The organism is Streptomyces sp. NPDC028722, assembly GCF_040637655.1.
In the GTDB taxonomy this organism is placed as follows: Bacteria; Actinomycetota; Actinomycetes; order Streptomycetales; family Streptomycetaceae; genus Streptomyces.
The window spans coordinates 187,785-202,092 of sequence record NZ_JBEZWU010000002.1 but is presented as its reverse complement, the minus strand read 5'-3'; the positions used below and the strand labels follow the sequence as shown (position 1 = coordinate 202,092).

The 14,308-nt window shown below is 69.9% G+C and carries 10 protein-coding genes; 4 read left to right on the top strand and 6 right to left on the bottom strand.

Features of this window, described 5'->3' with window-relative positions; all coding sequences use genetic code 11:
* The first annotated feature begins 23 nt into the window (after positions 1-23).
* On the top strand, positions 24-659 hold the full coding sequence (locus AB0F03_RS03620) for a TetR/AcrR family transcriptional regulator (protein ID WP_361986137.1): 636 nt from the start codon (positions 24-26) through the stop codon (positions 657-659).
* 59 nt (positions 660-718) lie between these two features.
* On the opposite strand, the gene AB0F03_RS03615 is transcribed toward AB0F03_RS03620, so the two are convergent.
* From AB0F03_RS03615 to AB0F03_RS03605, 3 genes are all read right to left on the bottom strand, one after another.
* Entirely contained in the window at positions 719-1,375 is a 657-nt protein-coding gene (locus AB0F03_RS03615; RefSeq protein ID WP_361986135.1) for a TetR/AcrR family transcriptional regulator, read from the bottom strand.
* A 100-nt stretch (positions 1,376-1,475) separates the two neighbouring features.
* The gene (locus AB0F03_RS03610; RefSeq protein ID WP_361986133.1) at positions 1,476-2,522 is read right to left on the bottom strand and encodes a zinc-binding dehydrogenase; all 1,047 of its coding nucleotides are present in this window, start codon (positions 2,520-2,522) and stop codon (positions 1,476-1,478) included.
* 132 nt (positions 2,523-2,654) lie between these two features.
* Entirely contained in the window at positions 2,655-5,873 is a 3,219-nt protein-coding gene (locus AB0F03_RS03605) for a cytochrome P450 (RefSeq protein ID WP_361986131.1), read from the bottom strand.
* A 129-nt stretch (positions 5,874-6,002) separates the two neighbouring features.
* On the opposite strand from AB0F03_RS03605, the gene AB0F03_RS03600 reads away from it, so the two are divergent.
* Both AB0F03_RS03600 and AB0F03_RS03595 read left to right on the top strand, forming a co-directional pair.
* A complete protein-coding gene (locus AB0F03_RS03600; RefSeq protein WP_361986129.1) occupies positions 6,003-6,653 on the top strand; it encodes a TetR/AcrR family transcriptional regulator in 651 nt (216 codons plus the stop codon).
* 123 nt (positions 6,654-6,776) lie between these two features.
* Positions 6,777-8,600 (top strand): glycoside hydrolase family 15 protein, encoded by a 1,824-nt coding sequence (locus AB0F03_RS03595; protein WP_361986127.1) that lies wholly within the window; start codon positions 6,777-6,779, stop codon positions 8,598-8,600.
* Positions 8,601-8,654: 54 nt separating this feature from the next.
* Here the strand turns inward: AB0F03_RS03595 and AB0F03_RS03590 are convergent, their stop codons facing one another.
* Positions 8,655-9,287, bottom strand: a complete 633-nt coding sequence (locus tag AB0F03_RS03590; RefSeq protein WP_361986126.1) for a TetR/AcrR family transcriptional regulator — start codon at positions 9,285-9,287, stop codon at positions 8,655-8,657.
* 195 nt (positions 9,288-9,482) lie between these two features.
* Between AB0F03_RS03590 and AB0F03_RS03585 the strand changes: the two genes are divergently transcribed.
* Positions 9,483-11,954: a SpoIIE family protein phosphatase gene (locus AB0F03_RS03585; RefSeq protein ID WP_361986124.1), complete on the top strand. Its 2,472-nt coding sequence runs from the start codon at positions 9,483-9,485 to the stop codon at positions 11,952-11,954.
* Between the two features lie 36 nt (positions 11,955-11,990).
* On the opposite strand, the gene AB0F03_RS03580 is transcribed toward AB0F03_RS03585, so the two are convergent.
* Together AB0F03_RS03580 and AB0F03_RS03575 are read right to left on the bottom strand one after the other, a co-directional pair.
* Positions 11,991-13,028, bottom strand: coding sequence for an NAD(P)-dependent alcohol dehydrogenase (locus AB0F03_RS03580; RefSeq protein ID WP_361986122.1), 1,038 nt, complete (start codon positions 13,026-13,028; stop codon positions 11,991-11,993).
* A 22-nt stretch (positions 13,029-13,050) separates the two neighbouring features.
* Positions 13,051-14,274 (bottom strand): cytochrome P450, encoded by a 1,224-nt coding sequence (locus tag AB0F03_RS03575; RefSeq protein ID WP_361986120.1) that lies wholly within the window; start codon positions 14,272-14,274, stop codon positions 13,051-13,053.
* Between the last annotated feature and the right edge of the window lie 34 nt (positions 14,275-14,308).

Below are 14,308 nucleotides of genomic sequence, written 5' to 3'. Positions count from 1 at the left end.
GCGTCGGTTGTTACACTCTCCGCATGCCGACGTCAGCCCCGCCCAAGAACCGCTTCGAGCGACGCCGCGCCGAGACCCGGCAGGCACTCGTCCGCGCGGCCCGGCAGATCCTCGCGGAGACCGGGGACACCAGCGCCAGCATCCAGGCCATCGCCGAGCGCGCGGACGTGGGATTCGGCTCCTTCTACAACCACTTCGAGTCCAAGACGGAGCTCTTCGACGCGGCGGTGACGGACGCCCTGGAGGAGTTCGGCCGGGTCATCGACGAGCGGGTGGAAGGGATCGACGACCCGGCCGAGCTGGTCGCGGCGGGTTTCCGGCTCACGGCGCAGATGGCCGACTCCCACCCCGAGCTTCTGCGGATCCTGCGCGACCGCGGTCTGGCCCACATCCACTCCGACCGCGGCCTGGCCCCGCGAGCCCTGCGCGACCTGGAGATTGGCATCGCCTCGGGCCGCTTCACCTGCGCCAACGCGACCACCGCCTTGTCCGCGGTGGGCGGCACCCTGATGTCCCTCGTGGCACTGCGGCTGGCCCGCCCCGACCTCGACGGCGACGAAAGTGCCTCCGACCTCGCCGAAATGGTCCTGCGCATGCTCGGCGTCCCCGCGGCGGACGCATACGAGGTCACCCGGCGCCCACTGCCCCACCCCTCCTGACGTCGAGAGGCGGAGGCTGCCGAAGCGTTCATGCGGACCGCGGCGGTACCGGAACACCGTCAGTGCTCGTCCGACTCCCGCAGAACGTTCCGAACGCGCAGCGCAGCTTCCTCTGGCGCCACTCCCGTTGCGACGAGGAGCGCGGTCGCCGCACCCTCGCCCGTGGGATCCGCCCAGCTCGACGCGGCGTTCTCGGCGGCGAGGGCCAGCAGCAGTGCTTCCAGCGCCGGGGCGAGAACAGTCGCGGGGACATGGTCCGCGAAAACGCCTTCCTCCTGACCACGTCGCACTGTGGCGACGGCCTCTTCGCGGGTCGGTGCCAGGATGGCGCGGATCGTGTCCTCCCCGAGACGGCGGCGTCCCATGGAGATGAGCATGTGGTACTGGTCGCCCACCGCCCATGCCGCCAGGGCCGTGCGCGCCAACGCCTCCAGCGAGTCGGCACCCGGCACCCTGGCCGCCGTGAACGCCTGTCGCAGCGCCTGGTCTGCTTCCTGTGTCAAGGCGTCGACCAGCGCTTGCCGAGTGGAGAAGTGCCAGTAGAGGGTGCGCCGCGCGACGCCGGCCGCCCGAGCGATGCTGTCGAGACTCGCGTCGGGGTCGTCCCGCAGGCGCTGCCGGGCGGTCGTGAGGATACGTGCTCGGGTCGAGCGAGCATCGCTGCGCTGCGGAGTGCCGCCGAGGGTGCCGGTCAGCTGCATGACCTTCTTCTCCACTTCCGGGTCACTGCGGAAAGCCGTGGGCGCCGGCGCTCCCTCAAGCGCCGGCGCCCACTCACCCCTGCCCGAGGTGGCATTGGGCCCTACTGGACGGGTGTCAGGGGACGAGGATGAGGCGGACCGGGTCGCCGATCTTGTTCTCCAGCCGGTTGACGGCGTCGGCGGCCTCGGCGAGCGGGATGTGGTCGGTGATGGAGGGGGCCAGGTCGAGGCGGCCGCCCGCGGCCAGCCGCACCAGCTCGTAGACGCCTTCGGGGGTGCCGCCGTAGTGGCCGCGGACCTGTTTGGCCATGTAGTTGAAGGTCAGGCCCTCGGTGATGGTCAGCGGCCTGGGTGTGATGCCGACCAGGATCAGGCAGCCGCCCATGCCGAGTACGGAGGCCGCCTGCTCGCGGACGGCGGGCACACCGGCGCAGTCGAAGGCGAAGTCCAGGCCCTGTCCGGCCGTGGCCGCGCGGACCTGGTCGGCGAAGTCGGGGGCGGCCGGGTCGAGGGCGAGATCCGCGCCGAAGGCGAGGGCACGCTCACGGGCGCCGGGCAACGGGTCGACGGCGATGATCGGCGCGGCTCCGACCAAACGGGCGAGGCGTACGTTGTGCGCGCCCACTCCGCCCACGCCCCACACGCCCACGGACTGGGCCGGGCGGACGCCAGCGGTGGCCACGACGGCTGCGTACGGGGTGGAAACCGCGTCGGGGATGATCGCGGCCTGGTCGAACGGGAGGCTGTCGGGGATGGGGACGAGGGTCTCCTCGGGGGTGACCATGTACTGGGCCCAGCCGCCGTCGTAGTCGATGCCGGCGGTACGGACCTGGGTGCACGGGCGTCGGCGTGCACAGGCGGCGCACTGACCGCATGCCTTGCCGGCTTCCAGCGTGACGCGGGTGCCGACGGTCAGGCCACGCTTGAGTCCAGGGCCGGGGGTGTGGATCACGCCGGAGACCTCGTGGCCGACGGTGACGGTGTCGGAGGAGAGGAAAAGCGGGGGCAGGGTCCCGTCGATCAGGTGGACGTCCGAGAGGCAGACGCCGGCGGCCTTGACCTCGACGAGTACCTCGCCCGGGCCGGGCACGGGGACGGGGACCTCTTCCACGAGGAACTTCTTTGTGTCCACGTGGAAACGTCCGGCGAGCATGGTGTCCATGGGGATCCGCTTTCTGTGAGCGGCACGTTCCGGCCGGTCGGGCCGGTGGTGCCGGGTCGTGCCGTGTGGGGGTGGGGGCCGGGAGGCGTGCGGGGCGGCAGGTGGCGCCGCACGCCTCCCGGTGTGCGGGGGTCAGGCGAAGACGTCCTGCTGGTAGCGCTCGTCCGCTTCCAGCTGGGCGAGCCACCGCTGGGCGGCCTCGTCGTCGCTGCCGGTGTGCCGGCGGTGGACGGCGGCCAGGGCCTCGCGCACGGCGGGCGCCATACGGCGGCCGTCACCGCAGACGTAGATGTACGCGCCGTCCTGGATGGCCTGCCAGACGGTGTCGGAGGCAGCGGTGACGGCGTTCTGCACGAAGCGTGCCGGGTGGCCGGTGACCGCGGAGTAGGCGGTGTGCACCTGGGCGATTCCCGCCTGCTCCCAGTCCTGCATCTCCTGCTGGTAGAAGTAGTCGTGCTCCGGGTGCCGGCAGCCGACGAAGACCTGGGCAAGGCCGACCTGGGTACCGTTCTCCTGCTGCCAGGCCCGCTCCTCCAGGAAGCCGCGCAGCGGTGCGATGCCGGTGCCGGGGCCGATGAGGATCAGCGGAGTGACAGGGTCGGCGGGCGGGGCGAAGGGCGGGGAGGGCACGCGGACGTAGCCGAAGAAGACGTCTCCGGGTTCCAGGCCGGCGATGTAGGACGAGCACAGGCCGCGGTACTGGCCGTCACCGGACAGCGCCGGGCCTTCGAGGAGGCCGACGGTCAGGCGTACGTGGCGCGGGTTGGCCAGCGGGGAGGAGGAGATGGAGTAGAAGCGGGGACGGATCGGCCCCATCATCTCCAGGAACACCGCCAGCGGCAGTTCGACCGCGGGGAAGCGCTCCAGCAGGCCCAGTACGGAGATCCGCTTGCCGAGGATCTCCTTCTGGTACAGCGCCTGGGCTTCCTCGGTGTCTGCGGTGTACGCCTCCAGCTGCGGCCGGGTCCACGGGCACTGGGTGTGCTCGGCGAGGATCCGCACCTGGGTGCGGGTGGCCACGTCCTGGAGCTCCAGGAACTCGGTGAGCAGGATCCCGGCGGTGATCGGTACGCCGACCGGCAGGTGCGTCCTGCCGCCTGCGGGTTGGTCGAGCCGCAGCACCTGGTGGTGCTCGACGCCGAGCCGCGCCAGCGCGCGGCCCACGAGAGCCGGTTCGTTCTTGGCGAAGACGGCGAGGTGGTTGCCGGTGTCGTAGGTGACGCCCTCGGGGAGCTCGACGGTGATGGACTTCGCGGACGGGCGAGGCGGCTCGATCTGGAAGTCCCACAGGCCGGTCGCGTCGGCCACGAGTTCCTCGTTGGCGATCACGGTCAGCGGGTAAGCCTGCTCGGAGACGATCGCGGGACGCACGTCGGCCTCGGTCAGCAGCTGTACCTGGTAGCGCGGCGCGCCGTCGTCGGAGGTGTCGGCGGCGTACTCCTCGGCCAGGGTGGCCCACAGGGTGTCCATCCAGCGGGTGGCCATGCCGTCGAAGTCGCCGGCAGCGTCCGCGGTGCCCCGCTCGATGACCGGGGTGGCGCCGGCGGCCAGCAGGCCCTCCTCGATCCGCTTGGGGAACGCCTGGTAGGTCGCGACCCACTGGGTGTTGCCGGCGCCGAGGAGCGCGAACCGTACGTTCGACAGTGAGCCCTCGGGCAGTCCGGTGGCGAGCAGGTCGTCGAAGCGCTGGGCGTTGTCCGGCGCCTTGCCGTTGTAGCTGGCGGCGACGACCACGAGCAGGCCCTCGGTGGGCAGGTTGTCACCCAGCTCGTCCAGGCTGGTCAGAGTGGTGGCGAACCCGGAGCGCTCACTGCGGTCGGCGATCGCGCGGGCGAGGTCCTCGCTGGATCCGAGGCTGGAGCCGTAGGCGACGGTGAGGTCGACCCCGACACCGCTCACCGCGGCCTGCTGCCGGGTGGCGTCGTCCTGCACGTCCACCGTGCCGAAGACGGCCCGCTCGTGTGCCTGCCGGGTCCGCACGACCAGCTCGAAGTCGCCGGGCTTGCGCGTGAGCGCTTCGCGCACGTCCATCTTGTAGTCGGTGGTGTCGGAGAACTTGAACTTCTGCAGCACCAGCGCCAGGGCCAGCCGTGCCTCGGTGAGCGCGAACTGGCGGCCGATGCAGGCGCGCCGGCCGTTGCCGAACGGCTTGTACGCGTGCGGGTGGTGCTGGGCGCGGTTCTCCGGCAGCCACCGGTCGATGTCGAACTCGTGCGGCCGGTCCCACGCGTCGGGGTGGGTGTGCAGCGGGCCCATGAGCAGGTTCGTCTTCGTACCCTGCTTCAGCTCGTAGCGGCCGCCTATGACGGTGTCCTCGAGCGGGGCCTTCATGATCTGCGGGATGGGAGCCCACAGGCGCAGGGTCTCCTCCAGAATCCGCGGGATGACGTCCAGCTTCATGATCGTGTCGTAGTCGGGGACCGTGTCGCCCGGCAGCACCCGATCCACCTCGGCGTACGCCTGGGCCAGTACGTGCGGGTTGCGCATCAGCGAGTACGTCGCGAACGACAGCAGACCGCTGGTGGTCTCGTGTCCGGCGATCAGGAACGTCACCACCTGGTCGCGGACGTTCTCGTCGTCCAGCGGTTTGCCGGTCTCCGGGTCGACGGCCTGGAGCATCAGGCCCAGCAGGTCTTCCTCACCGCTGCTCCTCTTCTGACGGCGCTCCTTGATGACGCTCTCCACCAGGTCCCGCATCAGCTGGATGTTCGCCCGGTACCGCTTGTCGTCGTCCACCCGCAGCGCGGTCATCGACGGCAGCTCCTGCGAGCGCCGCATGGACTCGACCAGCGCCTCCAGCAGTGCGTTGAGGAAGGGGTGCAGCTCTTCCTTGTCGAAGGAGTCGAACCGGTAGCCGAACCCTGACAGGGCGATCGTGTCCAGGGTGAGCCGGGTGAAGTCGTCGGTGATCTTGACCGGCCGCCCCTCCTTGTGTTCCCACTTGCCCACCAGGTTCTCGGCGATCTCCAGCATCTGCCCGAAGTAGCCCTTCATGGCCCGCTGGCTGAACGCGGGCATGAGGACCCGGTGCGCCATGCCCCAGACCTCCTCGTCGTCGGCGGCCGTGAACAGGCCGGCTCCGGTGTAGTCCCGGACATGGCTCAGCGGCGCGAAGATCGGCTTTCCGAAGCGGGTCTCGTCACAGACCTCGGCGACCAGATCCGGGTCGTAGACCCAGACGTTCGTCTCACCGGCGATGTCCATGCTGAAGATGCCCTCGGGGAGCTGCTTGGACAGCTCGCCGAAGTACGCGACCGGGTTGGTGTCGGGGATCTGCGGCGTGGGGCTGAGCAGGGGGACCCCGCGCGGGGCGCGGAGGGGGCGCAGGTCGTTCATGGAAGGTGTGGTCACGGCTTGCTCCTTCGAGGGGGGAGGAGGGCGGGCAAGGGCGCCGGTCGATACGGGAGAGGGCCGTCGATGCGGCCACATCCCACTTTCCATACACCGTATGGAACTGCTTTCAGTGATAACATACGCCGTATGGAAAAGCAAAGGAAGGCCCCCCGGGGGACGCGGAAGAGGGACGTACCGCTCACCGAGGACGGCATCTACGCCATGGCGCTGCGGCTCATCGACGCCGACGGGGTCGAGGCGCTCACCATGCGCAAGCTCGCGGCGGCGCTGGACGCGAACCCGATGTCGCTGTACCACCATGTGCCGAACAAGGACGCGGTGCTGCGCGGCGTCGCCCAACGCGTCGGCTCCCAGTTCCGCGCGGGTGAGCGGGAGGACATCGCCTGGCAGGACCGTCTGCGCGAACTCGCCCTGGATTTCCGCGAACTGTCGCTGCGGCACCCGAAGCTCATGGGCTACTCCTTCGCACGCCCCGACTACATCCAGCCGGAGGATCCCTTCTGGCAGGGACTCGTCGACGTCCTGTCCGCAGCGAGGCTTCCGGTCTCGGAGATCCCGCGCGTGGCAGCGACTCTGTGCGCGGTGTTCACCGGTCTCCTGGTCGGCGAACTGAACGGGGCACTGCAGCGGTGGACCACCCTGCCTCCGGCACCGGCCGGCCCCGACGGGGAAGACCCCTCCCGGCCTCCACAGGACACGATCGACACGATGTTCAGCTGTGCGCTGGACGCCGCGATCGTCGGCGTGGAGAACCACGTCGCCCGGGCCGGTGGCTGATCTCGTGCCTCGGCCGTCTCCCCCCGTGCAGCCGGGTGCTCGGTGCCTTCACCCGGCCGCCCTGATGCCCCTGCGATCAGGAAGGACCACAGTGGAGGCAGGAGCACGAAGGAGGCTGCTGCGATGTCCGGAGCACCGACACGGTCCACATCGGCCCCCTACCTGCCGATCGCCGAGCACGGCCTGATCGGGGACCTGCGCACGGCGGCCCTGGTGGGCACCGACGGAACCATCGACTGGTACTGCTGTCCCTCCTTCGACTCCCCGAGCGTCTTCGCCGCCATTCTGGACGCGGACCGGGGCGGCGCGTTCGAGCTGTCCGCCGCCGCGCCGGCCAGCACGAAGCAGTTCTACTTCCCGGACACCAATGTGCTGATCACCCGGTTCTTCACCGAGGACGGGCTCGGCGAGGTCCAGGACTTCATGCCGGTGGCGGACTCCGTGCGGTGCGACCGCCACAGACTGATCCGGCGGGTGGTGTGCGTCCGCGGCACCATTCCGTTCCGGGCCAGGGTGGCACCCCGGTTCGGCTACGGCACCCAACCGCACACCCTGCGGATACACGAAGGCGCGGCCCTGTTCACGTCCGAGGCGCTGTCGCTCACGCTGACCGCCACGGTGCCGCTGGAGTCCGACGGGAAGGACGTCCGGACGCGGTTCGCCCTCTCCCAGGGCGAGACGGCGGTCTTCACCCTGAGCCGGGCCGTTCATGACACTCCGCCGGACGCCTGCCCGCACGCCGAGGCCGAGCGGGAGTTCACAGCCACGGTCGCGTTCTGGCGGCGCTGGCTGCACCAGTCCCGGTACCGCGGCCGGTGGCGGGAGATGGTGCACCGCTCCGCGCTCACCCTCAAACTCCTCACCTACGTGCCCACCGGCGCGATCGTGGCAGCCCCCACCACCAGCCTGCCCGAGCAGATCGGCGGCGGCCGCAACTGGGACTACCGCTACGCGTGGGTGCGCGACTCCGCGTTCGCCGTCTACGCGCTGCTCAGGCTCGGCTTCGCCGAGGAGGCCGAAGCGTTCCTGGGGTTCCTCACCCAGCACACCGAGCGGCGTGCGGACGGGCCGTCCGGGCCGCTCCAGATCATGTACGGCATCGACGGACGCTCCGAACTGCCCGAGACCGAGCTGCCCCATCTGGAGGGCTACCGGGGCTCGGCTCCCGTGCGGGTCGGCAACGGCGCCGCCTCCCAACTGCAACTCGACATCTACGGCGCCCTGATCGACTCCGTGTACCTGTACGACAAGTGGTGCCGGCCTCTTTCCAGCGGACGCTGGCGTGCGGTGTGCGCGCTGGTGGACTGGGTCTGCGAGCACTGGGACCAGCCGGACGAGGGCGTGTGGGAGACCCGCGGCGGGCGCAAGAAGTTCCTCTACTCCCGGCTGATGTGCTGGGTGGCCATCGACCGTGCGATCCGCATCGCCCACCACCGGAGCCTTCCCGCCGAGCTCGGCCGCTGGGCCCCCGTCCGCGACGCGATCTACTGGCGGATCATGGAAAAGGGCTGGTCGTCCACCCGGCAGGCGTTCGTCCAGCACGAGGACGGCGACGTGCTGGACGCGGCGGTGCTGATGATGCCGCTGACCAAGTTCATCGCACCCGACGATCCCGTGTGGCTGTCCACGCTCGACGCCCTCGGCGACGAACTGGTCTCCGACTCCCTGGTCTGGCGCTATGACCCCGAGGCCAGCCCCGACGGGCTCGAAGGCGACGAAGGCACCTTCTCCATATGCTCCTTCTGGTACGTGGAGGCGCTCACCCGGGCCGGGCGCCTGGACGAAGCGCGCCTGGCCTTCGAGAAGATGCTCACCTACGCCAACCATGTCGGTCTGTACGCGGAGGAGATCAGCCACACCGGGGAGCAACTGGGCAACTTTCCGCAGGCGTTCACCCACCTCGCCCTCATCAGCGCGGCCTTCAATCTCGACCGCGCCCTGGGCTGACGGCGGGTCGCCCTCGGCACGCTGCCCCCCCTCCCGCGCCACCGGCCCCTCCAGCTATGAGGATGTCCCCGGAAGGGGTCGTCGGGCGAGGTCGCGGGCCTCGTCCGCGGAGAGGCCCAGCAGGTGCAGCAGCATCTCGACCACCCTGCTCGCGGCTTGGTCGCTGTCGGCCTGCGGCTGGGTGAACCACAGTTGCAGGAGCGCCAGCAGGCTGCCGTTCAGCGCGGCCAGGGCGAGGACCGGGTCGACCGCCGTGAAACGGCCCGCGGCCATGCCCTGCTCCATGTCGCGCTTCGCGCGCGGAGCCAGTCCGGGGCCCGCGCACAGGCGACCGAGTCCGCTGTGGCACAGGATCCGCATGATGTCCGGGCGCGATCCGGCCATGCGTGCGCTGAGTCGCATGCTGCCGGCGAGGCGCTCGACGGGATCGTCGACGCCGTGCAGGCGGTCGTCGATGGCTTCGGCGTACTCCTCCAGCGCATCGGCCACGGCCGCGTCGAAGAGGTCTGGCTTGCACGTGAAGTGGTTGTAGAAGGACCCGAAGCCCACGTCCGCACGCTCCGCGATGGTCCGGATGCTGGTGCTGGTGTCGCCGGACTCGGCCAGGATCTCCCGCGCGGCATGGACGAGCGCCTGCCGGGTCTGGGACCTGCGGCGTTCGAAGCGATTGCTGCCTGTGACGGACATCGGCATGCACCATGACGGAACTAGCAGAATTGATCCTTTCATCATAAGGACGGTATCGCCGGACGTCCACCGCCAGGTCATACCTGATGGTTCGATCAGTTCTGGCCCTTGACACCAAAGTCCTCGTATCTGACTATTTCATCAGAAGTGCTCAAATCGGCACATGCCGACAGCGCCTCACCTCCGCCCGATGGGATGAACAAGATGACGCACACTGACCGGACATCACCCGCCTCACCGGTGAGCCCCGCAGAAAAGCCCGACGCAGCAATAGCGATGCTGGACGCGTCAGGAACGGTGGTGGGATGGACCGAGGCCGCGCAGCAGCTCGTCGGGTACGCGGCCGGTGAGGTGGTGGGGCGGTCCGCCGACGGTGTCCTGGCCCCTCCTGTGGACGCCCCTGCCAGTTCGACGTTCGCGGAGCAGTGCCGTGGCCAGGAGGACTGGTCCGGCACCGTGCCGGTCCGCCACCGCGACGGCCATACGCTCAGAATGACCTTGCGGGTCTCGATGCTGCGGGGACAGGACGCCGACACCCGGTGGCTGGTGTTCGTGACCGACATCGGCACACTGTCGTCCGGAGCGGCCGACGGGCCGGTGCGGGACTCGCTTCTTTCCCACTCGCCGATCGGCATCGCCGTCTTCGACCGTAAGCTGCGCTGCACCTGGGTCAATGACGCCAAGGAGCGTCAGGACGGCACTCCCCGCGAGCGGCGCATCGGAAGCGGCCTGGAGGACTGGCTGCCCTCTTTCGAGGCCGGGGCGCTCGAGGTGGTCATGCGGCAGGTACTGGAGAGCGGCCGCACCATGATCCACGAGTACCGGGCATGGCCGCCCGCCGTCCGGCGCCGCGAGCACGCGTTCTCGGTCTTGTTCTTCTGCCTCCAGGGCGCGGACGGCTTGCCGGTGGGGGTGTGCTCCATGACCGTGGACGTCACCGGCAACCGGCGGTCCCGCGAGCGCCTCGCCATCCTCAGCGAGGCCAGTACACACGTCGGCAGCACCCTCGACGTCATGCGGACCGGGCAGGAGCTGGCCGACCTGGCCGTACCCCTGCTGGCCGACCACGTTCTCGTCGACCTGGTGGAGTCGGTGCCCCTCGGTCTGGAGCCCTCGGTGGGGACCGTCACGCCGAGCGGCCGAACGCCGCTGCTGCGCCGTGCCGGGCTGGCCACCATCGACCCGAATGTCCCGAGGCAGCCCTTCGTACGCGAGCAGGTCATCCACGCCCACCCGGCCTCGTCCTTCGCCGCCGCCCTGCGCACGGGCAGGTCACACCTGGAACCGGTGCTCGACACCGGTGCGGGCCCCTGGGTCGACGATGACCCGGCCCGGGCGCAGAAGGTGCGCGACCACGGAATCCACTCCCTGATGGTCGTCCCCATCCGCGCTCGGCACAGCGTCCTGGGTCTGGCGCTGTTCGCCCGCTCCGCGGAGCCGACGCCGTTCCAGGAGGACGACCTGCTCCTCGCCGAGGAGCTCGTCACCCGGGCCGCGCTCTGCCTGGAGAACGCGCTCCAGTACACGCGCGAACGCACCGCCGCCCTCACGCTGCAACGTGACCTGCTCCCCCACCGGGTGCGAGGCGGCGACGCCGTCGAGGTGGCCTCGCGCTACGTGCCGGCCGACATGGAGCACGGGGTGGGGGGCGACTGGTTCGACGTGATCGAGCTGTCCGGCGCCCGGGTGGCCCTCGTGGTCGGAGACGTGGTGGGGCACGGCATCAACGCCGCGGCCACCATGGGCCGGCTGCGCACCGCCGTCCGTACGCTCGCGGACTTGGACCTGCCTCCCCACGAACTGCTGGCACATCTTGACGACACCGTGCGGCGACTGGGGGAGGAAGACGCCGACAGTGGGGGCCACGTCCCCGCCGTGGTGGGCGCCACCTGCCTGTACGCCGTCTACGACCCGGTCACCCTGCGGTGCACGATGGCGCGGGCCGGGCATCCCCCGCCCGCGATCATCGACGCGCAGGACCGTGTCACCTTCCCCGACATGCCCGCCGGCGCACCGCTCGGCCTCGGCCTCGGTCTGCTCGCCTTCGAGTCCGTGGAACTCGAGATTCCCGAGGGAAGTGTGCTCGCGTTCTACACCGATGGGGTTGTCGAAACCCGTGACGACGACCTCGACGTCGGCATGCACCGGCTGGGCGCCGCCCTCTCAGGACCCAACCAGTCTCTGGAGGACATGTGCTCGGCAGTGATCGACACCCTGCCCGCCCAGACACACTCCGACGACGTCACCTTGCTCCTCGCACGCACCCGCGCATTGCCGGCGACCCGGGTCGTGTCCTGGGAGCTGCCGAACGACCCGACGGCCGTACGCACCGCCCGACGCATGGTCGGCGACCAGATCAGCGCATGGGGGATGGAGCATCTCTCAGCCACCGTGGAGCTGATCGTCAGCGAACTGGTCACCAATGCCATCCGGTACGGCGGCGCCCCGATCCATCTGCGGCTGATCCAGCACAAGGTTCTGACGTGCGAAGTCTTCGACAACAGCACCAGTCACCCACGCTCACGGCAACCCCTAGTGCTGGAAGAGAACGGCCGCGGCCTCTCCCTCGTGGCTCGACTCTCCCGGAGGTGGGGCTCGCGTTCCGCCACGGGTGGCAAGATCGTCTGGGCCGAGCAGGACCTGCCCGCCGACGCCGTCGCGGCGTGATGCACACGCTTGCCCCGGGCGAGAGGGCACCGGCACTCATACCAGGGGGGTGACTACGGCGCGTCCTCGGATCTTGCCGTCGTGCAGCAGCTGGTACGCCTCAGCGGCGCGTTCCAGGGGGAAGTGCTCGACCAGCATCTTGATCTTCCGCTGCTGGGCGAGGGTGACCACTTCCACGAGTTCCGGGACGGAGCCCCAGTAGGGCGAGGCGACCGAGCACTCGTGCGGGGGGCTCGAGAAGTCGACGGCGAGGGCCCCGCCGCCCAGACCCACGACGGTCAGGTGCCCGAGCACCCGAGCCACCTGAGCGGCCATCCGCAGCGTCGGCTCCACACCGACCATGTCAAGGACGAGCTCAGCACCCTGACCCCGCGTCATGTCCTTGATACGCGTCACCGCCTGGTCGCCCGAAAGCAGCGCCTCGTCGGCGCCCATGCGCTTGGCGGTCTCCAGCTTGCCGGCGTCGGTGTCGACGGCGACGACGGTGGTCGCCGCGGTGAGCGCTCGCAGGATCTGGACGGCCATCTGGCCCAGGCCGCCCGCCCCGATCACCACCGCGGTGGAGCCGGGCCCCAGCAGGTGCAGCGACCGTTTGACGGCGTGATAGCTGGTCAGCCCCGCGTCGCTGAGTGGAGCCGCCTCGCGGGGATCGAGGGCGCCCAGCGGGATCAGGAAGCGTGATGCCGGCACCAGCAGGTACTCGGCCATGCCGCCGTCGTGGCCGGCGAGACCGCCGCCCAGGCCGCCGGTCACCTGGCAGTAATTCTCCCGCCCTTCCCGGCAGTTGACGCACAGCCCGCAGCCCCACGGACCGTAGACGATCACCGCTTCTCCGGGCGCGAAGCCGGCGACGCCCGGTCCCGGGGTCTTCACCCACCCCGCATTCTCGTGGCCGAGCGTGAAGGGCAGCATGGTGCCGTCCGCGGGCGGGGGTGCCTGCATGATGTGCAGATCGGAGTGGCAGGCGCCGGCGCCCGCGACCTTGACCAGGATCTGCCCCGGCCCGGGCTCGGGGACCGGAACCTCGCGCAGCTCGGGTGGTCGTTGCCACTCGACCAGTTGAAAAGCCCTCATGGCGCGTCCTCACGCGAGCTGGTCAGTCACGGATTCCGTCGAGGTCGAGGAGGACGTGGCGGGGGCCGCGGAAGATCTGGTTGCGGCGGTACACCGGCGGATCCTCGACGAGCCGCGGGTTTTCCACGCGGCGGAGGAACTCGCCGAGGGCGATCTGGACCTCGAGCCGCGCGAGCGGCGCGCCGAAGCAGTAGTGGATGCTCTGGCTGAAGCCGACGTGCTGGTTGTCGGGGCGTTCGAGGTGCGGCTCGTCGGGGTTCTCGAATCGTAGGGGATCGCGGTTCGCCGAGCCGTAGGCGATGAAGACGGGCGAGTTCTTGGGGATGGTGGTGCCGGCGATGTCGATGTCCTCCAGCGCTGCCCGGGTGTGCCAGATCTGAACGGACGACTCCAGGCGCAGGAACTCCTCGATCCCCGGCACGAGTAGGTCCGGCCGGCGGCGCAGCTGCTCGTAGATGTGGGGGTGGCGCAGCATGGTGAGCACACTGTGGGCGATCAGGTTGACCGAGGTCTCGTGTCCGGCGAAGAGCAGCAGCATCGCGTCGCTGATGATCACGTCCTCGGGCAAGCGCCCTTCGGGGCCGTCGTCGTTGACCATCGCCGAGTACATGCCCGGTCCGGGCTGCTCGGCGTACTGGCGGAGCAGGTCGGCCAGGAACTGCCGGAGTCCGGTCACCGCCTCGGGGACGCTCTGCGCCCGGCGCTGCTGCTCCGGGTCGTTCGCCTCCGGGCCGAAATCGATTCCGTCCAGGGCCGTCTCGATCCACTCGTGGAAACGCGGTATGGCCTCCAGCGGCACGCCCAGCACCTTGCAGATCATGGTCGCGGGCAGCGGGAAGGCGAACTCGTCGACGAGGTCGATCCGCGTCTTGCCCTTCATCCGGTCCAGCAGCTCGGCGGTGAGGCGGCGGATCTCGGGCTCGAAGTCAGCGACCAGATGAGGACACTCGGGCGGCCCGAAGTGCCGCATCATCCGGCGGCGGTCCAGGTCGTGCTCGGGCGGATCCACGTTGATGATCGATCCCTGGAAGGGGTTGGCGAGCTGGTACTGCGCGGGGCGTTTCCTGGGATCCGAGGTGACGCGCAGGTCGTGCAGCAACTGGACGACCTCTCGATACGTGCTGACGACGTACGAGCCGTCCGGTTGCCGCGCCACCGGGGTCTTGCGCAGCTCTTCGTAGAAGGGGTACGGATTGGCGCGGTTGGCGTAGCGGAGGGACTGCTGCCAGGGCGTTTCCTCGGCCATGGTGGTGTTCTTCTTCCCTGTTGCGCGGTACGGT

Bases quoted from the DNA above. Each gene is read 5' to 3' on its own strand.
- AB0F03_RS03620 (WP_361986137.1), top strand. From the start codon at position 24: ATGCCGACGTCAGCCCCGCCCAAGAACCGCTTCGAGCGACGCCGCGCC.
- AB0F03_RS03610 (WP_361986133.1), bottom strand. From the start codon at position 2,522: ATGGACACCATGCTCGCCGGACGTTTCCACGTGGACACAAAGAAGTTC.
- AB0F03_RS03600 (WP_361986129.1), top strand. From the start codon at position 6,003: ATGGAAAAGCAAAGGAAGGCCCCCCGGGGGACGCGGAAGAGGGACGTA.
- AB0F03_RS03595 (WP_361986127.1), top strand. From the start codon at position 6,777: ATGTCCGGAGCACCGACACGGTCCACATCGGCCCCCTACCTGCCGATC.
- AB0F03_RS03590 (WP_361986126.1), bottom strand. From the start codon at position 9,287: ATGTCCGTCACAGGCAGCAATCGCTTCGAACGCCGCAGGTCCCAGACC.
- AB0F03_RS03585 (WP_361986124.1), top strand. From the start codon at position 9,483: ATGAACAAGATGACGCACACTGACCGGACATCACCCGCCTCACCGGTG.
- AB0F03_RS03580 (WP_361986122.1), bottom strand. From the start codon at position 13,028: ATGAGGGCTTTTCAACTGGTCGAGTGGCAACGACCACCCGAGCTGCGC.
- AB0F03_RS03575 (WP_361986120.1), bottom strand. From the start codon at position 14,274: ATGGCCGAGGAAACGCCCTGGCAGCAGTCCCTCCGCTACGCCAACCGC.